18 protein-coding genes are annotated in these 22,350 nt (G+C 59.9%); 7 read left to right on the forward strand and 11 right to left on the reverse strand.

All coding sequences use genetic code 11. From position 1 onward, the window contains the following. Positions 1–1,151: chaperonin GroEL (gene groEL / locus ACIOYV_RS13540; protein WP_401324298.1), on the forward strand; the 1,151-nt coding region annotated here is incomplete at its 5' end. 169 nt (positions 1,152–1,320) lie between these two features. On the opposite strand, the gene ACIOYV_RS13545 is transcribed toward groEL, so the two are convergent. Beyond that, entirely contained in the window at positions 1,321–2,064 is a 744-nt protein-coding gene (locus tag ACIOYV_RS13545) for a phosphatase PAP2 family protein (protein WP_054045161.1), read from the reverse strand. A gap of 366 nt (positions 2,065–2,430) precedes the next feature. Here ACIOYV_RS13545 and colR point away from each other — a divergent pair, with 366 nt between their 5' ends. From colR to ACIOYV_RS13570, 5 genes are all read left to right on the forward strand, one after another. Beyond that, entirely contained in the window at positions 2,431–3,114 is a 684-nt protein-coding gene (gene colR, locus ACIOYV_RS13550; protein WP_054045155.1) for a two-component system response regulator ColR, read from the forward strand. After that, the gene (locus ACIOYV_RS13555; protein ID WP_163912435.1) at positions 3,104–4,384 is read left to right on the forward strand and encodes a HAMP domain-containing sensor histidine kinase; all 1,281 of its coding nucleotides are present in this window, start codon (positions 3,104–3,106) and stop codon (positions 4,382–4,384) included. The genes colR and ACIOYV_RS13555 overlap by 11 nt, the downstream gene beginning before the upstream one ends. 189 nt (positions 4,385–4,573) lie before the next feature. Beyond that, positions 4,574–5,242, forward strand: coding sequence for a class I SAM-dependent methyltransferase (locus tag ACIOYV_RS13560; RefSeq protein ID WP_401324398.1), 669 nt, complete (start codon positions 4,574–4,576; stop codon positions 5,240–5,242). A gap of 4 nt (positions 5,243–5,246) precedes the next feature. Then, positions 5,247–5,960, forward strand: a complete 714-nt coding sequence (locus ACIOYV_RS13565; RefSeq protein ID WP_054613682.1) for a lipopolysaccharide kinase InaA family protein — start codon at positions 5,247–5,249, stop codon at positions 5,958–5,960. 2 nt (positions 5,961–5,962) lie between these two features. Next, entirely contained in the window at positions 5,963–6,190 is a 228-nt protein-coding gene (locus ACIOYV_RS13570; protein WP_082356595.1) for a hypothetical protein, read from the forward strand. Between the two features lie 183 nt (positions 6,191–6,373). Here ACIOYV_RS13570 and ACIOYV_RS13575 read toward each other — a convergent pair whose 3' ends face one another. The 7 genes from ACIOYV_RS13575 to ACIOYV_RS13605 form a co-directional block, all read right to left on the reverse strand. Then, positions 6,374–9,400 carry a multidrug efflux RND transporter permease subunit gene (locus ACIOYV_RS13575; protein WP_290023466.1) on the reverse strand — a complete coding sequence of 1,009 codons (3,027 nt, stop codon included), beginning with the start codon at positions 9,398–9,400 and terminating at the stop codon, positions 6,374–6,376. Between the two features lie 13 nt (positions 9,401–9,413). After that, positions 9,414–10,562 (reverse strand): efflux RND transporter periplasmic adaptor subunit, encoded by a 1,149-nt coding sequence (locus ACIOYV_RS13580; RefSeq protein WP_401324301.1) that lies wholly within the window; start codon positions 10,560–10,562, stop codon positions 9,414–9,416. A 271-nt stretch (positions 10,563–10,833) separates the two neighbouring features. Next, the gene (locus tag ACIOYV_RS13585) at positions 10,834–11,931 is read right to left on the reverse strand and encodes a DUF1513 domain-containing protein (protein WP_401324303.1); all 1,098 of its coding nucleotides are present in this window, start codon (positions 11,929–11,931) and stop codon (positions 10,834–10,836) included. Between the two features lie 14 nt (positions 11,932–11,945). Then, a complete protein-coding gene (locus tag ACIOYV_RS13590) occupies positions 11,946–13,010 on the reverse strand; it encodes an imelysin family protein (RefSeq protein WP_054045144.1) in 1,065 nt (354 codons plus the stop codon). Positions 13,011–13,036: 26 nt separating this feature from the next. Next, positions 13,037–14,464: a di-heme oxidoredictase family protein gene (locus tag ACIOYV_RS13595; RefSeq protein WP_401324305.1), complete on the reverse strand. Its 1,428-nt coding sequence runs from the start codon at positions 14,462–14,464 to the stop codon at positions 13,037–13,039. A 429-nt stretch (positions 14,465–14,893) separates the two neighbouring features. Continuing rightward, on the reverse strand, positions 14,894–16,246 hold the full coding sequence (locus ACIOYV_RS13600; protein WP_401324307.1) for an imelysin family protein: 1,353 nt from the start codon (positions 16,244–16,246) through the stop codon (positions 14,894–14,896). A 296-nt stretch (positions 16,247–16,542) separates the two neighbouring features. Continuing rightward, entirely contained in the window at positions 16,543–18,594 is a 2,052-nt protein-coding gene (locus ACIOYV_RS13605; RefSeq protein WP_054045139.1) for a bifunctional diguanylate cyclase/phosphodiesterase, read from the reverse strand. A gap of 1,495 nt (positions 18,595–20,089) precedes the next feature. On the opposite strand from ACIOYV_RS13605, the gene ACIOYV_RS13610 reads away from it, so the two are divergent. Then, complete coding sequence (locus tag ACIOYV_RS13610) at positions 20,090–20,338, forward strand: DUF6124 family protein (RefSeq protein ID WP_163912451.1); 249 nt, start codon at positions 20,090–20,092, stop codon at positions 20,336–20,338. 175 nt (positions 20,339–20,513) lie between these two features. Here ACIOYV_RS13610 and ACIOYV_RS13615 read toward each other — a convergent pair whose 3' ends face one another. The 3 genes from ACIOYV_RS13615 to ACIOYV_RS13625 all read right to left on the reverse strand — a co-directional run bounded on the left by ACIOYV_RS13615 (position 20,514) and on the right by ACIOYV_RS13625 (position 22,298). After that, complete coding sequence (locus ACIOYV_RS13615) at positions 20,514–21,110, reverse strand: superoxide dismutase (RefSeq protein WP_008034365.1); 597 nt, start codon at positions 21,108–21,110, stop codon at positions 20,514–20,516. A 177-nt stretch (positions 21,111–21,287) separates the two neighbouring features. Beyond that, the gene (locus ACIOYV_RS13620; protein ID WP_163912453.1) at positions 21,288–21,890 is read right to left on the reverse strand and encodes a LysE/ArgO family amino acid transporter; all 603 of its coding nucleotides are present in this window, start codon (positions 21,888–21,890) and stop codon (positions 21,288–21,290) included. Positions 21,891–21,896: 6 nt separating this feature from the next. Next, positions 21,897–22,298 (reverse strand): ACT domain-containing protein, encoded by a 402-nt coding sequence (locus ACIOYV_RS13625; protein ID WP_401324310.1) that lies wholly within the window; start codon positions 22,296–22,298, stop codon positions 21,897–21,899. Positions 22,299–22,350 lie beyond the last annotated feature (52 nt).

Here is a 22,350-nt window from a genome sequence, read left to right on the forward strand (position 1 = left end):
CCATGGAAATAGTCGGTAAAGTAGGAGTGATCTCCGTTGAAGATGGCTCGGGCCTGGAAAACGAACTGTCGGTTGTTGAAGGCATGCAGTTCGACCGTGGCTACCTGTCCCCGTACTTCGTCAACAAGCCAGAGACCATGACTGCCGAGCTCGACGGTCCGCTGATCCTGCTGGTCGACAAAAAGATCTCGAACATCCGCGAAATGTTGCCAGTACTGGAAGCCGTTGCCAAAGCCGGCCGTCCACTGCTGATCGTGGCCGAAGACGTTGAAGGCGAAGCCCTGGCGACTCTGGTTGTGAACAACATGCGTGGCATCGTTAAAGTCGCAGCCGTCAAGGCTCCAGGCTTCGGCGACCGTCGCAAGGCCATGCTGCAGGACATCGCCGTCCTGACTGGCGGTACCGTTATCTCCGAAGAGATCGGTCTGAGCCTGGAAAGCACTACCCTGGAACACCTGGGTAATGCCAAGCGCGTGATCCTGTCCAAAGAAAACACCACCGTGATCGACGGCGCCGGCGTTGAAGCTGATATCCAGGCTCGCGTTCTGCAAATCCGTCAGCAAGTGGCTGACACTTCGTCCGACTACGACCGTGAAAAACTGCAAGAGCGTCTGGCCAAGCTTTCCGGCGGCGTTGCAGTGATCAAGGTTGGCGCTGGTTCCGAAGTTGAAATGAAAGAGAAGAAAGCCCGCGTTGAAGACGCCCTGCACGCTACCCGTGCAGCCGTTGAAGAAGGCGTGGTACCTGGCGGCGGCGTGGCACTGGTTCGCGCTCTGCAGGCTATCTCCGAACTGAAAGGCGACAACGCCGATCAAGACGTTGGTATCCAGTTGCTGCGTCGCGCTGTTGAAGCGCCACTGCGCCAGATCGTTGCCAACTCCGGCGACGAGCCAAGCGTAGTTGTCGACAAGGTCAAGCAGGGTTCGGGTAACTACGGTTACAACGCTGCTACCGGCGAATACGGCGACATGATCGAAATGGGTATCCTGGACCCGGCTAAAGTGACTCGTTCGGCTCTGCAGGCAGCGGCTTCCATCGCCAGCCTGATGATCACGACCGAAGCCATGATCGCCGAGATCAAGGAAGAAGGCTCGGCTGGCGGCGGTATGCCAGACATGGGCGGTATGGGTGGCATGGGCGGCATGATGTAAGCCAGCCTTACCCCTGTATTAAAAAACCCCGCCTGCGAAAGCAGGCGGGGTTTTTTATTGTCAGTCAAAAGGTGTGTTGTTTTTGATGGCCTCTTCGCGGGCAAGCCTCGCTCCTACAGGGGGTCGCGCTGAACCTGTAGGAGCGAGGCTTGCCCGCGAAGACGTCAGCTCAGACGCTGACAGGTTCTGCCTTGCCAACCCGCTCAACCTTGGATGCCGGTCGATACAGGATGTAGTAATACGACCCCAGGCAAATCAGCCAGCAGAAAATCGCCGTCCACACATTGTGCGAGAAGAAGTGCGCGCCCTGCATCATCCGGCTGATCGAGAACACCGTGCCGAGCGCCGCAGCGAAGATAAACGCCTTGCGCGCCAGCCGAGGGCGACGATCACGCAGCACGAAGAACAGCGCAAACAACGTGAAACCCGTCGCCGCATGCCCACCCGGCCAGCAACGACCAGGTTTGTCGGTGTGCGGACGCGGGCTCAGCAGTTCACTGTAGGTTTCGTGGCCGCCGAACTGTTCCAGGCTCCACGGGCATTGCACCGCCGTCACCACTTTCACCGGGGTAACAAAAGAAGTCGCCAGGCCCAAGGACAGCACCAGGCAACCCAGCTCCCGTTTGAACGGCTTGAGTTTCTCGACGAAAAACGAACAGATAAACCCGATCACCGCAAACACCGAGAACGCGATGACCACTTGCTTGGCCTTGTCGTGCAGGATGTTTTCCAGGAAGTAACTGTGCCGGCCGATGAAGTCACCGGCCGCCGGGTCATAAAAATACCTGGCCAGGTCCATGTCCAGGTCGGTCAGTTCGAGCAGCACCAGAACGATCGCCGCAATGGCGGGAACCCCGAGGCATACCCAGAAATTGAGTGGCCGGGAGACGGGGCGAACAGCGGTTGATGACATGGTGGATCCTGAGCATGGGAAAAAGCCCCGGGGCATCAGCCCGGGGCCATTCGGTTAACGTACGCTGACCTGGGGCGTGCCCTCCTTGGGCGCTTTCCAGCCAAGCAGCTGTTGCTTGAAGCCATAACTGACGGTTTGGTATTTGGTAATAGGTAATGGCGCGAGTTGTATTGAAGAAGTCCATTGGCTTCGGGATTTTCGCCGGGCCACTGTCGTCAGGTTGTGAACCGATAGTGAAAAACTTGTTAACACGGTCAATTGGTTGAACGAATGGATGGATGCAGTCTTCGGGCCTAGCCGTGCGCTCAGCTTGGCCGTAAGCTGCGCGAGCCGAAGATGGCCGTTACTGTGTACGGAGGAGTGCCCATGCGAATTTTATTGGTTGAAGACAACCGCGATATCCTCGCCAATCTGGCCGATTACCTGGGGCTCAAGGGCTATACCGTGGATTGCGCGCAGGACGGCTTGTCGGGATTGCACCTGGCGGCCACCGAGCATTACGACCTGATCGTGCTCGACATCATGCTGCCCGGCATCGATGGTTACACCCTGTGCAAACGCCTGCGCGAAGACGCCCGCCGCGATACGCCAGTGATCATGCTGACCGCGCGGGATCAACTGGATGACCGGTTGCAGGGCTTCAAGTCCGGCGCCGATGATTACCTGATCAAGCCGTTCGCCTTGTCCGAACTGGCTGCGCGCATCGAAGCGGTGATGCGTCGCGCGCAGGGCGGCGGTCGGCGTGCGCTGCAGGTCGGCGACTTGAGCTACGACCTCGATACCCTGGAAGTGACCCGCGAAGGCCGTTTGCTCAAGCTCAACCCGGTCGGCCTGAAACTGCTGGCGGTGCTGATGCAGAAAAGCCCCCATGTGCTGCGCCGCGAAATCCTCGAAGAGGCCTTGTGGGGCGATGATTGCCCGGACAGCGACAGCTTGCGCAGCCACGTTCACCAACTGCGTCAGGTGATCGACAAGCCTTTTGCCAAACCTTTGCTGCAAACCGTGCACGGTGTGGGTTATCGCTTGGCCGAGGGCCGAGATGGAGTTTAAGCAGAGCCTCGCTCAACGGATCATCATCGCCTTTGCGCTAATGAGCGCACTGGTGGCAGGGGCCTTCGCCATGGGTATCGTGGCGACCGTGCACCTGGTCGAAGAAAAGCTGATTTCGGCAGGCCTGGGCGGTGACTTGCAACGCCTGCTGCTGATGGACAGCGTCACGGACTGGAGCCATCGCCCGGAACCGGATCAGTTGTTTTATTTCAGCGGCGGGCCAGGGGACTTCGAACTGCCCAAGGATCTGCGTCATCTGGATTCCGGTTTCCACGAAGTGTTTCGTGAAAACCTGTCGTACCACGCGATGGTCGAAATCGTCGATGGCCGGCGCTATGTGCTGTTGCAGGATCAGAGCGATTTCGAAGAGCGTGAGCGCGTGCTGTTCGCCGTGGTGCTGGTGGGCTTCGTGCTGAGCCTGGCACTGGCGGTATTTCTCGGCTGGATCCTGGCACGCAAAGTCATGGCGCCCGTGGTGCGACTGGCTCGACAGGTGCGGCATCGCGATCAGTTATTGGGTTTGGCGCCGCCATTGGCGCCGGATTATGCCGCTGACGAAGTGGGCGAACTGGCGGTGGCCTTCGACGCCACCCTTGGCCGTTTGCGCCAGGCGTTGACCCGTGAACGCCTGTTCACCAGTGACGTCAGCCATGAATTGCGCACGCCGCTGATGGTGCTGGCCAGTTCCTGCGAGTTGCTGCTGGAAAACCCTGGCATCGACCAGCGCGGTCGGGCCCAGGTCGAGCGTATCGCCCGGGCCTGTGAGGAAATGCGCGAACTGGTACAAACCTTCCTGATGCTCGCCCGCGCCCAGCGTGAAGACGCCAGCATGTCGCCACAGCAGACCATCAGTCAGGTCGCCGACGGGCTGCTGTGTCTTTGGCGCGAGCCAATCGAGTACAAGGGCCTGGCCCTGAATTTCGAACCGGGCATTCCATCGAACAACCGCTACAACGCGACGCTGCTGCATGCGGTGATGGGCAACTTGCTGCGCAATGCGCTGCACTACACTGAAATCGGCTTCATTCGCCTGACGCTGACCGACACCGGGTTTATGGTCGAGGACACCGGCGTCGGCATCCCCGAGGAAAAACGCGAGGCGATGTTCGAGCCTTTCGTGCGGGGTAACGAGAAGCGCGGCGAAGGTCTGGGGCTGGGTCTGTCGCTGGTACAGCGGATCTGCGAGAACCAGGGCTGGACCGTCAGCCTCACCACCATGGAGCCCAATGGCTGCCGCTTTGAAGTGGAATTGGGTAAGCCTCGGGTCTGACCAGGTAAAAAGATCGCAGCCTTCGATTCCTGCGATCTTTTTGTGGTGGCCCTGCGCTATCATCTGATCCCTGTAAAACGTTGAAATACTTCACCGTTTTACTCAACGAAGTTTTCACAAAGTCATGACCTGACGCTGACACGGCGCTACCTAACGTAGGTGTCATCAGCAATTCAGGAGACTTTGATGATGGCAGGCCCGATCAAACTGGATTTTTCCGAGAAGTACGACGATCAACATGCGCAAAAATATTTGCGCAAGCATCAGGATGGTCTCGGCCGTCGATTGTCCCATTGGCGTGACGAACAGTTGGCCCGCAAGGCTCTGACCTTGGCAGGTGACCCTGGGTTGGTCCTCGATTTGCCATGCGGCGCGGGGCGTTTCTGGCCGTTACTGGCGCAAAAGCACAACCGCGTGATCATCGGAGCCGACAACTCCGAGTCGATGCTGAAGATCGCCACCCAGGCCCAACCCGCCGAAGTGGTGAAACGGGTACAACCCTTGCACACTTCTGCATTCGACATTGCTTTACCTGATAACGCCGTCGACAGCATTTTCTGCATGCGTTTGCTCCATCACATCGGTGAAGCCGAGCATCGACTGGCAATTTTGCGTGAGTTCGAGCGGGTCACCCGTGACAGCGTGATCCTTTCGCTGTGGGTGGACGGCAACTTCAAGGCCTGGAAACGCAAGCGCGCCGAGAAAAAGCGCGGGCAGGAAGGTTACCAAAATCGGTTTGTGTTACCGGCTGTTACGGTTGAAAAGGAATTCGAACAAGCGGGTTTCCGTATTCAGGAACAACTCGACTTCATACCGCTCTACGCCATGTGGCGGGTTTACGTATTACGCAAGAGGTAACAGGATGGCAGTGCAATATGCAGCAGAAACGGAAGTCGCTCCCCAGGACCGCTTCGACTATTTCTGGAATCAGCGCGGTGAATGGGTAGAAGAACCCAACGTTCGTCGCGGTGGTGAAAGTGGTGTGCAGCGCGTCAGGAGCACCGACGGACAGCTGCTGTATGCAAAGCGTCAGACCGGGCATATCTATCGCAGCTGGCTGCACCCCTTCGGCCGGCCGACGGTGTTGCGCGAGCGTGATGCGCTGATTGGTTTGACGGCACTGGGTGTGCGGGTACCGGAAATGGTGTTCTGCGGCGCCCAACGCGACCCTGTACACAAATGGCGCGCCTTGCTGGTCACCAAGTCCCTGGACGGTTTCGAAGAAATCGAACACTGGTACGCGGGTGGCGGTCGCGAGCGTCACGGCGAAGCGGTTCACGAGCGCGTCCTCAAGGAACTGGCCGAGAATCTGGCCCGCATGCACAAGGGCCGCTGGCAGCACAGCTGCATCTACATCAAGCACGTTTTCGTGCGGGTCGCCGGCGAAGGTGAGGCCGCCACGGTTGAAGTAGCATTGATCGATCTGGAGAAATGCCGCCAGCGTTTGACTGCCCAGCGCGCCGCCGCCCATGACATGAAGCAATTGCGTCGCCACTCGTCGTTCAGCGATACAGACTGGAAGAATCTGGTCTATTTTTATGAGACGGCGTTTGGCAGCGCTATCAAGGGTTTATAGCGATGAAACTCGAAATTGCACGAGGTGTGTTTCTACTAGGAGCCTTGGCAGTTGCTTCATTGGCGGTGGCGGCTTGGGAGCAGCCCCGCACGCAAGTCCTCAGTGCAGTGAACGGTGACGCTCACTGCCCGTTGCCACGGGTTGCCAAAGCAACCGTGGCGACACAACCTGATCATGACTTGTTGCTGTTCATGTTCGGACTATCACAAGGATTGAGGCCGCAAAGTTGAACAGATTGAAGCCAAAATAAAAGGCCTCGCAGATGCGGGGTCTTTTTTTTGCCCTATTCGGCAACAACAGAGAACCAATGTGGGAGCGAGCTTGCTCGCGATGAGGCCATGACATTCAGTATCAATGTTGGCTGATCTACCGCTATCGCGAGCAAGCTCGCTCCCACAGGGTAAACGGTGGTGTCAGGGTTTATCGGGCTTGGCCAGTAGCGTGTAGATGCACGGCAACACGAACAAGGTAAACAACGTCCCGATCGACATCCCCGTGGCGATCACCGTGCCGATGTCGAACCGGCTGACGGCACCCGCACCCGTCGCCAGAATCAGCGGCACCATGCCAAACACCATCGCTGCGGTGGTCATCAACACCGGCCGCAAGCGGATGGCCGCCGCTTCTTCCACGGCTTCCCGGGGCGTCAAACCCTTTTCCTTGCGCAGTTTGTTGGCGAACTCGACGATCAGGATCCCGTGTTTGCTGATCAGCCCGATCAGCGTCACCAGCCCGACCTGGGTGTAGATATTCATGCTCGACCAACCGAGGAACAGCGGGATCAACGCGCCACAGATCGACAGCGGCACGGTGACCAGAATCACCAGCGGGTCGCGGAAGCTTTCGAATTGCGCCGCCAGCACCAGGAAAATGATCGCCAGCGCCAGGGCAAATGTCACCCACAACGCACTGCCTTCCTGGACGAATTGTCGCGACGTGCCACCGTAGTCAAAGGCAAAACCCGCCGGGGCTTCTTCCTGAGCGATCTGGCGCACGACTTCGATGGCCTCGCCCATGCTTACCAGCGGGAACCCGGTCACGGCCGCCGCGTTGAGTTGCTGGAACTGGTTCAGCTGCCGTGGTCGCGCCCGGTCGGTGACGGTGATCAGGGTCGACAGGGGCAGCAGTTCGCCCGCGGTGTTCTTGACGTAGTAGTTGTTCAGCCAGTCGGGGTTATCCCGGTAAGCCCGCTCGACCTGGGCGATGACTTTGTAGCTGCGTCCTTCAATAGTAAACCGGTTGATCTCCGCCTCACCAAGCAGCGTCGCCAGCGTGCCGCCGAGGTCCTGCATCGACACACCCATCTGCGCCGCTTTGGCGCGGTCGATATCCACCACGACTTCCGGTTTGTCGAACGCCAGGTCGATATCGACGAAGGCGAACTTGCCGGACTCGAGTGCGCGCTTCTTCACCCGGTCCGCGACGTCCAGCAGCGACGCGTAATCGTTGGCGGTGTTGATGATGAACTGGAACGGCAGGCCTTCACCGGTGCCCGGCAAGGACGGCAGGTTGAAGCCGAAGATCTGCAAACCGGGAATGTTCCCCAGCCTGGCCTGGACCTCGGGCAGGATCTGCATTTGCGTGCGGCTGCGCTCGTTCCACGGTTTGAGCAGGAAACCGCCGATACCCGATTGCACGCCGTTGAAACCGTTAATCTGGAACGAGGAGTAGTACTCGGGAAACTCCTTGAAGATCTGGATGAACTCGTCGGTGTAGGCGTTCAGGTAATCGAGGTTGGTTGGCTGCGGCGCGTTGGCCATCATGAAAATGATGCCCTGGTCTTCGTCCGGCGCCAGTTCCGACTTGGCGAACTTGAGAAACACCGGGATCAGGCACAGCACGATCACTGCGAACACCAGCACCACCGGCCGGGTATTGAGCGTGCCGTGGAGCATGCTCTGGTAGCGGCGCTTGAGGCTTTCGAAGATCAGGTCCAGGCGATGGGCGAGGCCACTGGGGTTTTGATCGTGGCGCAGCAAAAAGGCGCACATCATCGGCGACAGGGTCAAGGCGACGATGCCCGAGATCACCACCGCCCCGGCCAGCGTCAGGGCAAACTCCTTGAACAGTGCCCCGGTGAGCCCGGTGAGGAAACCAATCGGCGCATACACCGCCGCCAGGGTGATGGTCATGGACACCACCGGCATGGCGATTTCCCGGGCGCCTTCAAGGGCAGCGTCCAGCGGTGTCTTGCCTTCCTCGATGTGCCGGTGAATGTTTTCCACCACCACGATCGCATCGTCCACCACCAGCCCGATGGCCAGCACCATCGCCAGCAGGGTCAGCAGGTTGATCGAATAGCCCATCATCTGCATGAAGAACATCACGCCGATCATCGACAGCGGGATGGTCACCACCGGGATCACCACCGAGCGCAGGGCCCCGAGGAACAGGAACACCACGACAATCACGATCAGCACGGCTTCGAACAAGGTCTTGATCACCTCGTTGATCGAGGCCTGGATAAACAGCGTGGCGTCGTAGGCGATTTCACTTTTCAGGTTGGGCGGCAACTGGGCTTCCAGCTCCGGCATGATCTTGCGCACTTCCTTGATCACGTCCAGCGGGTTGGCGCCGGGTGTTGCCTTGATGCCGATGTACACCGACGGCGTGCCGCCGAACGAGCTGATGGCGTTGTAGTTTTCGGCGCCCATCTCGACCCGCGCCACATCGCTGAGCAATACGCGGCTGTCGCCCGAGACCTTGAGCGGAATCGCGGCGAAGGCCTCGGCGGATTTGAGTTCGGTGTTGGCGTTGATGCTGGTGACCACGTACTCGCCTTTCACTTCGCCAGCAGCGGAGAGGAAGTTGTACTGGCGCACTGCGTTAGTCACATCGCTGGCACTCAGGCCGAAACCGGCGAGTTTCACCGGATCGAGCCACAGGCGCATGGCAAACACCTGGTTGCCGAGAATCTCGGCTTCGGCCATGCCGGGCAGTGTTGCCAGTTTTGGCTGGATGACCCGGGACAGGTAATCGGTGATCTGCGGGTTGTTCAATTCCTTGCTGAAGTAGCTGATGTACATCAGCGCCGAGGCGTCGGCGGCTTCCTTGCTCAGCACCGGGTCTTCGGCGTCCTGGGGCAGCTTGTTCTTCACCTCGTTGGCCTTGGCCAGCAACTCGGTGAACAAACGGTCGCTGTTGGAGCCGATGCGCGCATAGATCGAAATCACCGAGAAGTTCTGGCGACTGACCGAGGTCATGTAGTCGATGCCCTCGGCGCTGGCCAGACTCTGCTGCATCGGTTGGGTGATGTACCCCTGGATCGTTTCGGCGTTGGCTCCGGGGTAGGCGGTGGTCACCGTGATCAGGGCGTTTTCCATTTGCGGGTATTGGCGCAGTGGCAGCTTGCTCCAGGCCTGGAAGCCCAGCAGCACAATCAACAGGCTGACCACGGTGGCGAGCACCGGGCGGCGGATGAACGGATCGGTAAAAGCCATGAGGATTCCTTGATCAGTCAGTACGTGGCTGACTGTTCTTATCGGTCAGGGTCTTGTCGTCGCTGATGGCAATGTGGGCGCCGTTGTCCAGTTTGATCTGGCCGGCGGTGACCACTTGTTCGCCGCTCTGCACGCCTTTGTTGATCATCACCAGGCCATCACGGCGTTCGCCGGTTTCGATGAAGCGTCGCTCGGCGATCAGGATCGGTTGGCCCTTGTCGTCTTTTTCGACACTGCCGTCCTCGGCTTTCTTCTGCCCGACCACGTACAGCGAGTTGCCGTAGAGGGTGTAGGTGATCGCGCTTTCCGGTACGACGATATGCTGTTGCGGGTCCGGCAGCATGACTTGCAGGCTGGCGAACATCCCCGGCAGCAACTTGCCATCCGGGTTGGCCAGCGTGGCGCGGACCAGGATGTTGCGGGTGCTGTTCTCGACCTTCGGGTTGATCGCGCTGATGGTGCCGGGGAAGTTCTGCGTCGGGTAGGCCGAGACGATGACCTGCACGGGTTGGCCGAGAGCGATCTTCGGCACCGATTGCTCGGGCAGGAAGAAGTCGACATAGAGGCTGCTGAGGTCTTGCAGGGTGGCGATCATCGTGCCGCTGGCGAGGTAGTCACCGACGTCCACCTGACGAATGCCGATGGTGCCGCTGAAGGGGGCGAGGATGCGTTTCTTCGCCAGGGACGCCTTGAGCTGATTGACCGTCGCCTTGTTCTTTTGCAGTTGCGCCGAGAGCCGGTCGTACTCGCCTTTGGAGATCGCCCGGCTGTCGACCAATTGACTGCCGCGACCGAAATCCAGCTGCGCCAGACCGAGGTCAGCCTGGGCGGTTTCGAGCAGGGCGCTTTCGACGGCGCTGTCCAGTTGCAGTAGCGGTTGCCCGGCCTTGACCTTCTGCCCCGACTCGAACATCAGGTCCTTGACCGTGCCCGAAATCTCCAGGCTCAGGTTCACCCCTTGCAGCGCCTTGAGCGTGCCAACGGTGGGCAAGCGCATTTGCCACGGCTGTTCGGAAGCCGTGGCCACGGCGACGCTGATGGGCGGTTTCGGCTTGGAAAAACCCTGGATCATCGTGTAAATCGAAAAGGCCTTGTAACCGCCCAGGGCCAACACGATCAGCAACACAACACCCAACATGATCAGCATGCGGCGACGCAGCATATTTCCACTTCCTTGGAGAAAATCAGGCGAGACAGGCGGGAACATTACTCCGAGTGGGAAGGGGAATCCAACTGGCACTTATTACAGATAGTAATACGGCGTACACAAAACCTGTGGCGAGGGGGCTTGCCCCCGTTCGGCTGCGAAGCAGTCGTCAAACCATTGCACGCGGTGTGCCTGTGACACCGCAATCGCAGGTTTTGGGGACGCTTCGCGGCCCAACGGGGGCAAGCCCCCTCGCCACAGGTTGAGTCCAACACTTAGGGGGGAATCAGATCAGGTGCAGGTGGTTATCCCAAAGCCCCGCCGGCAGCTCCAGCGGTTTTGCAACCAGATCTGTCTGACGGCAATCGTAGTACCGGCAACGGCCCTGGCCCGAGGTCACGACGAACCCGTCCGCCACCGCACCGACTCCGGCGCAGTCCGGCAACGGCGCATCCAGGCGCACTTCGCCGCTGTCCAGGTCCCAGATGAAAAAGCGATTACCCCGTGGCGCGGTCAACGCGACCAGCCGCAGTTCGCTGTGCACTGCGACGCTGGCGGTGTAATGCCCCATGGCCTGCAACTGATGCTCCGGCACCGGGAACGCCACGAACGGCTGGCCCGGGCGCTTGATCGCCAGCAACTCCGACGACTCATGGGACGGCCCCATGAACTGCTGGCTGGCGAGGATCGTGCCGTCGCTGGCAACCCCCAGGTGACGCACGCTGTTCATCTGTTGAGCGAGGGTTTCCTTGCTCAACAAGGTGCCGTCGCGCTGCATCAGCACCAGGCTCGGCTCCATGGCGTTAAGGTTCATCTCGACCCGGCTTTCGGCCTCGGTGCGAATCCCGCCGTTGGCCACCACCAGGGTTTCGCCGTCGGGCATCCACGACACCTGATGCGGGCCGACGCCGTGTGTAGGAATCTCGCCGCTGTGGATAAGTCGTTCACCTTCGAACTTATACACACCCAGCAAGCCGCGACCCGGATCGCTGGTGTCGTTTTCGGTGGCGTACAAGAACTCGCCATCCTTGTGAATCACCGCGTGCCCATAGAAATGCCGGTTCGGCTGCGACGTCACGGTTTGCAGCAGCGTGCCGTCGCGCAGGTCGATCAGGTAACTTTCGGTGCCCGGACGCCGCGCGACAAACAGCGCAATCGCCAGCGTCGGGTGATTGATGATGTCGTGGCAACGCTGGCCGACCTGGGTGGCGAATACCCGGGTGCCGTCCAGCCGATAACCGACGGCGTAATGCTTGCCGTCAGTATCGTCCCGCGCCGACAGCAGCAGCGGGCTCTGATCCTTGCGCTTGAACAGCGTCCAGCCGCCCAGTGTCACTGCTCCCAGCAGCAAACTACCTAAAGTCAGAGCCTGACGTCGCAGCATGGCACTCGCCCTCATCAGTCACCGTCGTTGGCGTTGAAGCCCAGTTGGATGCCCAGCGCCTTGGCCAGTTCGCCTTCGTGCAGGCGATGGACGACGTTGAGGCTGTCGTAGATATCGTTGAGTTGCTGGCGACCGGCATCGTCGTTGAGCATTTCGGTGAGCGAGCGCTGGTTGCTGGCGAACAGCTTGAGCGAGGCAGCGTAGGCAGCGTCGATCTTGTCGGCCAACGGTTTCTGCTCGCTCGGCAACAGACCGCGCAGGCCTTTGTTGTCGACCCCGACCCAGACGGTTTTCGCCGCAGCCAGGCTGGCTTCCAAACCTTGCAGCGACGACTGGCTGCGCCACGCATCAGCCTGGAACGGCTGTGGAATACCTTTGGTCTGGCGACCCATCGGCGTGCCGAGTTTTTTCTTCAGGGTGTCCAGCGCCGTTACCTGAACCCGCAGCAGATCGGCGATCGCTTCGTGGGAATCGGCGTAGCGTTGGTTCGGGAATTTGCTCATCTGCGCGAGCATGCCGTCGTTGGTGTTCCAGCGTGACAGGATCTCTTCGGCCAGTTGCTTCTGACGTTCGCCAATGGCGGTCAGCAGCGGGCAGTACTTGGCTTTCTGCGTGGCATCGGCCATGTCGATCTTGCTGTCGAACAGGATGTATTCGTAGGCCGACAGGCCCTGAACCACCACGCTCGATTTGGCCAGGGCCGCGGCATCGATCTGCGGCTGGGCGGTGACCAGTTGCTCGACTTGACGGCCGACCAGGTTTTTCTTGTCCGGCCAGAACTGCACTTGCCATGCACGGTTGCCCTCGGCCAGCGGCCCGATCAGCAACGGTTGCAGCTCGGCCCAGGCTTTCTGCGCGTGCAGGAAATCGGCGCGGGCGGTGTCCAGGTCTTCTTTGCCTTGGCAGTAGGCGAGGGCGCTGACAGCCAGTTGGCGGTCGGCTTCGACCCAGCGGCTGTAGGTCGGCAGGATTACTTGCTTGGCGATGGCCGCTGAGGTGACGGCTTGCGGATCCTGCGGTGAACAGGCGCCGAGGGCGAGCGCTGCAAGGCTGGTGAACAACAATTTGGGACGGAACATGTCGGGCTCCCGATTCTTTTAAGTGCTTAGAGAGAATTCAAAAACGCCAGCAACTCACTGCGCTGCTCGGCATTGAAAGACAAAACCTGTTGCTGCGCCGCGCTCGCTTCGCCGCCATGCCAGAGCACGGCTTCAAGCAGGTTGCGGGCGCGGCCATCATGCAAAAACTGGGTGTGGCCACTGACCGCTTGCGTCAGGCCGATGCCCCACAACGGCGGAGTGCGCCAGTCGCGGCCGCTGGCCTGGAATTCCGTGCGGTTGTCGGCAAGGCCGTCGCCCATGTCATGCAGCAGCAGATCGCTGTAGGGGCGAATCACTTGATTGGCCAGTTCAGGTTCGGCAGCGTTGGCGGCGGTGGTGTATTTCGGCGTGTGACAGGACTGGCATCCTGCCTGGAAAAACAGATTCTTGCCCGCCAACACTTGCGGCGTGCCGACATCGCGGCGGGCCGGGACGGCGAGGTTACGGCTGTAAAACAGCACCAGTCGCAGAATGTTGTCGCTGACTTCCGGCTCGCCGTTCGGGCCATTGCCATTGGGCGCCTGTTTGCAGGCGGTTTGCGCGTCGGTGCAGTCATCGAAGGGCCGCAGGCTGGTGCTCAGGCCCATGTCACCCGAGAACGCGTGAACATTCTGTTGATTGAGGTTGGGCTGCCCGGCCTTCCAGCCGAAGCGGCCGAGGACGGTTTTTTGCTGGGCGTCATCCCAGACCTTGTTCGGGCGTCCGGCGATGCCGTTCTTTTCTTTGGCCTGGGCTTCGGCGTTGGCCAGGATCGCTTCGTCGGGGATCGCTTCGAGCAGGCCGAGGCCGATCATCGGCGGTGCAACCCGTGCCGAGAAACGGGTATCGGGGTGCATCGGGCCGTAGCCCAGTTGCGTGATCTGCAAGGTCGGTTTACGCAACTCGACTTCGGTGCCGTCCTTGAAACGAATCGGCACCGGCGTGTAGTCGACCCGGACCTTGCCTTCCGGCGCGACGCCGGGCACCGACATGTCCTGCAACTGACCGCCGTAGACCGGCTCGGGCACCACCCCCAAATGCTCGATGACTTTGGCGTAGACCGGCGCATCGGGAATCGACAGGCGCACCAGCATCGACACCGCGTTATTGGCGTCCGGCGTCGGCGGATGACCGCGACCGTCCTTGATGTGGCAGTTCTGGCAGGCATTGGTGTTGAACAACGGGCCGAGGCCATCCCGGGCGGTGGTGGTCGACGGGGCGATTACCCAGGGGCTGCGGAAAAAGCTGTTGCCGACGCTGAAATCCACCCGCCGTGACGGCGGCAGATTGGCCGAGGGCAGGGAAAACGCGTTCTGGTCGGTCTTGCGCACCGTCGCGCTGCCACCGGACCGCGCTTCACCGGGTTCGGCCTGGGTAAAACGCGGGGCGTCATCGCAGGCACTCAGGCCCAGGGCCATGAACAGGGTGCACCAACGAAGAGGCAACGACAGCATCAGGTTTCCTGAAAGACGAGCAAAACAAGGGCGCAAAGTCTAACAGGGCGGGGGAAATTGAATAAGAGGAATTATCGTTTGGTTGATGTGGGACATGATTTCCCTGCCCATCACAATTCACCTGTGGGAATGCAATCCAATGTGGGAGCGAGCTTGCTCGCGATGGGGTCATCACAGTCGACATTGATGTTGAATGTGCGACCGCTATCGCGAGCAAGCTCGCTCCCACATTTTTCCAGTGTGACATCCGATTTTGTGGTCGCCATCAATCCCCTGTAGGAGCGAAGCTTGCTCGCGAAGGCGGTGGGTCAGTCAGCAACAATGTTGAATGTGAGGCCGTCTTCGCGGGCAAGCCTCGCTCCTACAGGGGGGGCGGGTATGAAAAAGGCGACCCGAAGGTCGCCTTTTTTGTCACTCAGCCAGCGTTGATCAGAATTCGTGATCAGCGTTGTCCGGGTTCAGGTCGCTGATGCCCAGTTTGCCAGCGGCTTGTTCGATCGAACCGGTCTGCTTGACCAGCGACGCGATGGCGTCACGTACGATCTGGTTGCCCGCGGTGTTACCGGCGGCGATCAGTTGGTCGTAATGCTCACCCTTGTTGGCGTGATCGACCATGACCTGGATCTTGGCTTCGGTGGCGGCCAGATCAGCTTTCAGGGCGGTGTCGGCAGCCGGGTCGGCCTTGGCCACCAGGGACGACAGGCTCGCGCCGGTCATTTTGGTGCCGTCGACGCGGGTGTATTCGCCCAAGTACACGTTACGCACGCCTTTGGCATCGTAGAAGTGCGAGTTGTGGGTGTTGTCGCTGAAGCAATCCTGTTCGTCTTCCGGGGAGTTGGCTTCAAGGGAAACCTTCATGCGCTCGCCCGCCAGTTCGCCCAGGGATAGGCTGCCCATGCCGAACAGCATTTTGCGCAGGCCGGTTTCGGCTGGCTCGGTTTCCAGGGTGGCGCGGTAGTTGTCGGCCACGTTCGGCTTCCAGTTACCGACCATTTCTTCCAGGTCGCTGACCAGCAGTTGGGTCACGGACTTCAGGTAGGCACGGCGACGATCGTTGTGACCGCCGGTTGCGCCTTTGCCTTCCAGGTAGTCGGAAGCAGGACGGTTGCCGGCGCCTGGGCCGGTGCCGTTCAGGTCCTGGCCCCACAGCAGGAATTCGATGGCGTGGTAGCCGGTAGCGACGTTGGCTTCAGCACCACCCAGCTCGTTCAGGCTGGCGAGTTTTTCCGGGGTGATGTCTTTGACGTCGACCTTGTCTTCGCCGACCTGAACTTCAGTGTTGGCGATGATGTTGGCGGTAGCGCCCGGGTTACCCAGTGCGTGTTCGTAGGATTTGTCGACGTAGTCGATCAGGCCTTCGTCCAGTGGCCAGGCGTTCACCTGACCTTCCCAGTCGTCGATGATGGTGTTGCCGAAGCGGAACACTTCGCTCTGCAGGTAAGGAACGCGAGCAGCGACCCAGGCAGCCTTGGCGGCTTTCAGGGTGTCGGCGTTCGGCTTGGCGAGGAAGGCGTCGACGGCGGTTTGCAGGGTTTTCGCGGTAGATTCGGCATCGCTGTAAACGGCGAAGACCATGTCGGCGTAATGCGCGACCACGGCTTTGGCGGCGGCTTCGTCGACTTTACCGGCGGCGGCTGGCGCAGCAACCGGGGCCGCAGCGGTGGTGCTGGCGGCCGGCGCAGGCGTTGGCGCAGCGGCGGTCTTGTCTTTGCCTTCACCGCAACCGGCGAGGGAAATAGCGATGGCCAACAGACTGGCGGTAGCCAGAGGCATACGAATCATGGCGAACATCCTGCTTCGATAGGGGGTGGAATGGCGCCGGGGGCGCGCAAAACTGCGACATAATGCAAATCTTTCGCATTATGTGTAAAGGGTTGTGCTTGGAAATATTTCGTATTTAGCGGATGGAAGTGTTGTAGATCAAAAGATCGCAGCCCTGTAGCAGCTGGCGCAGCCTGCGTTCGGCGGCGAAGCCGTCGTAAAATCAGGCGCCTCGGTGTATCAGGCAGACCGCAGCGCCTAAATTTACGACGGCTTCGCCGCCGAACGCAGGCTTCGCCAGCTGCTACATAGGGCCGTTAGAGGATGGCGGCGTTACTGCGCTGGGCCTGCTTTAGATAAGCGCTCAACTCCCGCGCCGGCAGCGGTTTGCTGTAGTGGTAACCCTGACCTTCGTGGCAGCCTTCGGAAATGATGTAGGCCTCTTGCTCGGCGGTTTCCACGCCTTCGGCAATTACCTGCATGCCCAGGCTCTTGCCCAACTGGATGATCGCGCGAACGATGGTTGCATCGTCGTCGTCATCGAGCAGGTCCTGAACGAAGCTCTTGTCGATCTTGATCTTGTCCAGCGGCAGACTTTTCAGATAACTCAGCGACGAATAACCGGTGCCGAAGTCGTCGATGGCGATCAGCGCGCCGGAGCGACGCAGGCTCAGCAAATGCTGGGCGGCGGTGCTGATGTCTTCCATCAGGCCGGTTTCGGTGACTTCCAGCTCCAGGCTGCGCGGCGGCAGGCGATAGATCTGCAACAGGTTGTTGACCACTCGTGGCAACTCGGCGTGGTGCAGCTGCACGGTCGACAGGTTCACCGCCATGCGCAGGTCGGCAAAACCCTGGTCATGCCAGTCGCGCAATTGCTTGCAGGCCTGATCCAGCACCCACTCGCCGATGGCAATGATGGTGCCGTTCTGCTCGGCCAGCGGGATGAACAGGTCCGGCGGCACCAATCCGTGTTCGGGATGCTGCCAGCGAATCAACGCCTCGACGCCGACCACCCGGTGATCGCGGTAGCTGATCTGTGGTTGGTAGACGAGGTAGAACTGGTCGCGGATCAGTGCGTCGCGCAGGTCTTTTTCCAGTTCGCGACGCCGGCGCATCTCGCTGTCGACGCTGGCGATATAGAACTGATAGCGGTTGCGCGAGCGAGTCTTGGCCAGGGTCATGGTCTGCTCGGCTTTTTGCAGCAACTTCTCGGTGCTGTCGCCGTCCTCGGGGAACAGGGTGATGCCGATGGTGGCGCGCAGGCGGATTTCCTGATGATCGAGGGCAAACGCCGCTTCCAGGTCATCGAGAATGCTTTGGGCCAGTTCAGCCGCTTCGTAGGGTTGTTCGATGTCGGCCTGGACTAGCGCAAACTGGTCGCCACCGAGACGGGCGAGGGCGCCGAGGCGACCGCTGTGGGCCCGCAAGCGATCGGCCAGGGCCAGCAGCAGTTGGTCGCCGGTCTGGTAGCTGAATTGTTCGTTGATGCCCTTGAAGTCGTCGAGACCCACGACCAGCACCGCGACCCGGCGCTGCAGTTTGCCGGCGTCCACCAGGATCTTGTCCAGTTGCTGCTGCAATTGCTGGCGGTTCGGCAGGCCGGTGAGGAAGTCGTACTGGGCCATGCGCAGCAGGCTGTTTTCCGCTTCGTGGCGCAGATGCGTGTTGCGCTCGATGGACTCGAGCAACTGGTTGGCGGTGTTGATCCAGATCCCCAGCTCGTTCTTTTCGTGGCCCTTGAGCTGCGGAATCTTGTGTTCGCTGGGGCGGTCGGGGTTGATTTCGGTCAGGTGCTCGATGATCCGCGACAGCGGCTTGGTCAGCAGCCAGTGGTAAACCAGGTACAGCACCAGGCCCATGGCGAGGGCGCGCAGCACCCCGGAAATAAAGATGATCACCGAGCTGACGATGAAACCCTGGCCATAAGTGGCGGTGTCGAGGGTGATGCTCAGGTCGCCGTAATACTCGCTGTAGGGCCCGCGACCCACCAGTTGGGTGGTGAAAGTGCGTTCCTGGCCAAGGATCAGGTCGGTCAGCCAGCGGCTGTTGGAATGCTGCAGCTCGCGGGATTTTTGCGCGAGCATGGCTTCATTGGGGTGGCCAATGGAGGCCTGGCGCACGGCATCGTCCTGGAACAGGCCTTCGATCACCTGCATGCCCATCTCCCGGTCCAGGCTGTAGACGGCCTGGGTCGAGGGGTCGCGGAACATGTCGAGGATGCGTTGGGCATCACCGGCCACGGCCTGGCGTGTTTTATAGGCATCGAAAACGATCTGCGCGCAGCTCAAGACCACGCCGACGATCAATGCCGACAGGAGCACGACCCGGAGCAACTTCACCGACAAGCTGTTCTTGAGTTCCAGCTTCAAAGGGTTATTCCTTGTTCCGTGCGGGTAGCATCAAGTTGCCATGAGTATTGGCAATCCCGTGATGGCAGTCAAAGGGACAATTCAGCTCAGGGGATTTTGCCTGTAGCTTGGCCAATATGCTGGGATTTTGAGTGTTTGTCCTATTTGTACTGTGTCGGTAGTTTTGGCCTTCAACTTGAGGAGGTTCGGGAGTATTTTTCCTTTGGGTTGATGTTAGTCCGCTGTGGCTTGGGGGCAAGGCGCTCCTGTCTGGTTTCATTGTAGGAAATTGCGATTGGTCGCTTGGGGCTTGGCGGCCTCTGGGCCGACCATGTTTTGGGTGGTTTGGGGGGATATCCGTTGCTGCGGTTAGGGCTGCTGGCGGTTTCGCCCTTACGGCGAGTCCCTTTGGCAAACGCCCCAAAGGAACCAAAGGTCTTGCCCCTGGCGTCCGGCCCCTCGCTTAGGCTCGGCGTGCCTTCGTTCCGGTATTCATCTGGGGGCATCGCCTACGGTCGGCTTCGCTTCGACCTCCTCTCGATGTGTTCGACTTCGTCGAACGGCGCTGCGCGCCTGCCCCCCAGATGAACACCTCCTCTCAGCCTCCCGAAAGGGGCGGGTGGAGCAAGATCAATGGCAGGCGAGCTAACGCTCGGCCTTGAGTGGTTAGGAGCGGTGCGCGGTGTGGGTTGGGCTGCTTTTGCTTCTGTAGGAGCGAGGCTTGCCCGCGAAGGCGTCCTGACAGACGACCAATCTCTCCCGAATGCCCTCGATCAACTTGTAGGAGCGAGGCTTGCCCGCGAAGGCGTCCTGACAGACGACCAATCTCTCCCGAATGCCCTCGATCAACTTGTAGGAGCGAGGCTTGCCCGCGAAGGCGTCCTGACAGACGACCAATCCCATCCCGGATGTACTTTGATCAATTTGTAGGAGCAAGGCTTGCCCGCGAAGGCGCCCTGACAGACGACCAATCCCATCCCGGATGTACTTTGATCAATTTGTAGGAGCAAGGCTTGCCCGCGAAGGCGCCCCGGCAGACGACCAATCCCATCCCGGATGTACTTGGATCAATTTGTAGGAGCGAGGCTTGCCCGCGAAGGCGCCCCGGCAGACGACCAATCTCTCCCGAATGTACTCGTTCAAATGGTGGGAGCGAGCCTGCTCGCGAAGGCGTCCGCACAGGCAACGAATAGGTCTGTTTAAACATGGGTGAAAAAACCAGACCTTTCCCACGAGGTTTTCAGGTTGCCCGTAGGAAGCGGGTTGAATAACCTTTTGGGTGTCGCTGAAAACTCAGCGATCGGGCGTGAGAACCCGGCAACTTATGGTCATACAGCACCCGTACACGCATAATTGCCGCCAGCTTATCCTGTCGTAAATGCGTTATGGCGGCTGTGTGCGGGCAGACTTCGGTCTGGTCCGGGTGTCCATAACCGGTTTCTCACCCCGCACATAGCTGCCACCTCTCCACCGCGTGAGAACGGTAAGTGGTGGCCCTTAACGCGTGAGAATTTTTATGGATAAATTAATCCCAGACCCACCCTACAAACCCGACTCCATGTTCAATGTCTCCCTGGACAAGAACATCGAATCCCTCTTGGCTCACGCCTGTGAGTCGTTAGCCTCGGCGAATGTCATGGCCAATGATTTCGCCTCCTTCCTGAGCGGCTCCCAGCGCAGCACGGCGCTGGGTATTGCGCAGGTGGTCATGCTGGCGCAGCTGGCCGTTAACCGGGCGTTGGATATTGTCGATCCGCAGGATTAGGCATTTCGTCAGGTAAACCGCGTCATCGTTCTTCGCGGGCAAGCCTCGCTCCTACAGGGGAATACATCCCAAATTGTAGGAGCGAGGCTTGCCCGCGAAGGCGTCCGACCAGGCAACACCTTTCCAACGCCCATAAAAAAACCCGACCTAAGCCGGGTTTTTTTGGGTATCGATCTTAAGCGGTGAAGGTTTTGCCTTCGAACTGCTCAGCCACGAATTTCCAGTTGACCAGGTTCCAGAACGCTTCGACATACTTCGGACGAACGTTGCGGTAGTCGATGTAGTAAGCGTGTTCCCAGACGTCGCAGGTCAGCAGCGGGGTGTCGCCGTTGGTCAGCGGGTTGCCGGCGCCGATGGTGCTGGCCAGGGCCAGGGAACCGTCAGCCTTTTTCACCAGCCAGCCCCAGCCGGAACCGAAGGTGCCGATCGAGGTTTTGCTGAATTCTTCTTTGAACTTGTCGAACGAACCGAACGAAGCGTTGATGGCTTCAGCCAGCGCGCCGGTAGGTTGACCGCCGGCGTTTGGCGCCAGGCAGTTCCAGTAGAAGGTGTGGTTCCAGACCTGAGCGGCGTTGTTGAAGATACCGCCCGAAGAAGATTTAACGATCTCTTCCAGGGTCTTGCCTTCGAACTCGGTGCCTGGCACCAGGTTGTTCAGGTTCACGACGTAGGTGTTGTGGTGCTTGTCGTGGTGATATTCCAGTGTTTCCTTGGAAATGTGCGGCTGCAGGGCATCGTGTGCGTAGGGCAGCGGCGGCAATTCGAAAGCCATGATGATTCTCCTAATCAGGTCAGTTGCGGTGAGCGCAAGGCCGATCACGGGCGGCCAGACAAGCGCCGGGGAGTTTGTACTCTTTGCGGCGCATCGAACCGGATCATAGCACCGGGGGTGCGGCATAACCACGCAACAACTGTGTGGAATAGAGGTTCCAGAGCCTTTTGGAATAAATCACGCACTGGTGATCAGTTGGGCTGCTACGGTGAACATCATCACGGCCACCAACAGGTCGAGGATCCGCCAGGTGCTGGGCCGTGCGAGCCACGGGGCCAGCCACGCGGCGCCCAGCGCCAGGGTGAAAAACCATAACAATGAAGCACTCGCCGCGCCGACCACATAGGCGCCCGGTTCGGTCTGTTGCGCGCCGAGGGAGCCGATCAGCAACACCGTATCCAGATAAACGTGCGGGTTCAGCAGCGTTACCGCCAAGGCGCTGAGCAACACTGCCCTCAGCGAGCGCACGGTCTGGTTTTCGCCCTGTTCAAGGCTCTGTTTCGAGCAGGCCCGACGCAGCGCCTGGCTGCCGTACCAAATCAGGAATACCGCGCCGCCCCAACGGGCCACCGCCAGCAGCGTCGGATTATGCGCCAGCACCGTCGCCAGACCGAACACGCCTGCGGCCACCAGCAGCGCATCGCAAACGACGCACAGCGCCGCCACCGGCAAGTGATGTTCACGGCGCAGACTTTGCGCCAGCACAAATGCGTTCTGGGTGCCGATCGCCATGATCAGCCCCGCCGCGACCAACAGGCCGTTTACATAGCTTTGCCACATAAGTTTCTACTCCGCGTTGGCTGCCAGGTCCCGCAGCACTTGCATGGCGCGTTCGGCATCGGCCTGACCGACGAACAAATGGTCGTGGTAGTAGCCGGCAATCACGTTGCAACTGATTCCGGCCTTGCCCAGCGCCGAGGCGAATGCGGCAGTCAGGCCCACGGCTTCGAGGGCGGAGTGCACGTTCAAGGTGATCCACGCGGCGACGTAGTCGAAGCTGAAACCGGCCTGTTCGGCGTGGGATTTTTCCAGAATGACCGTCAGGCCTTCCTGTTCGCGAAAGCTGCCGATGATCTCAAGCTCTGTAGGCAACTTGCCGTCGGGCAGGGTGCAAAACACATATTCGCCGGCGTTGAGTTGCGGGCTCATGCTGCGCAGCAGGGTTGCCAGTGAAGTTTCGCCAGCCATGTTGGTATTCCTTGTTCAAGAGTTCTTGCTGGCCATTCTCCGGCGCGAAGCT

It is taken from the genome of Pseudomonas sp. NPDC087342 (genome assembly GCF_044744265.1).
GTDB lineage: Bacteria > Pseudomonadota > Gammaproteobacteria > Pseudomonadales > Pseudomonadaceae > Aquipseudomonas > Aquipseudomonas nunensis.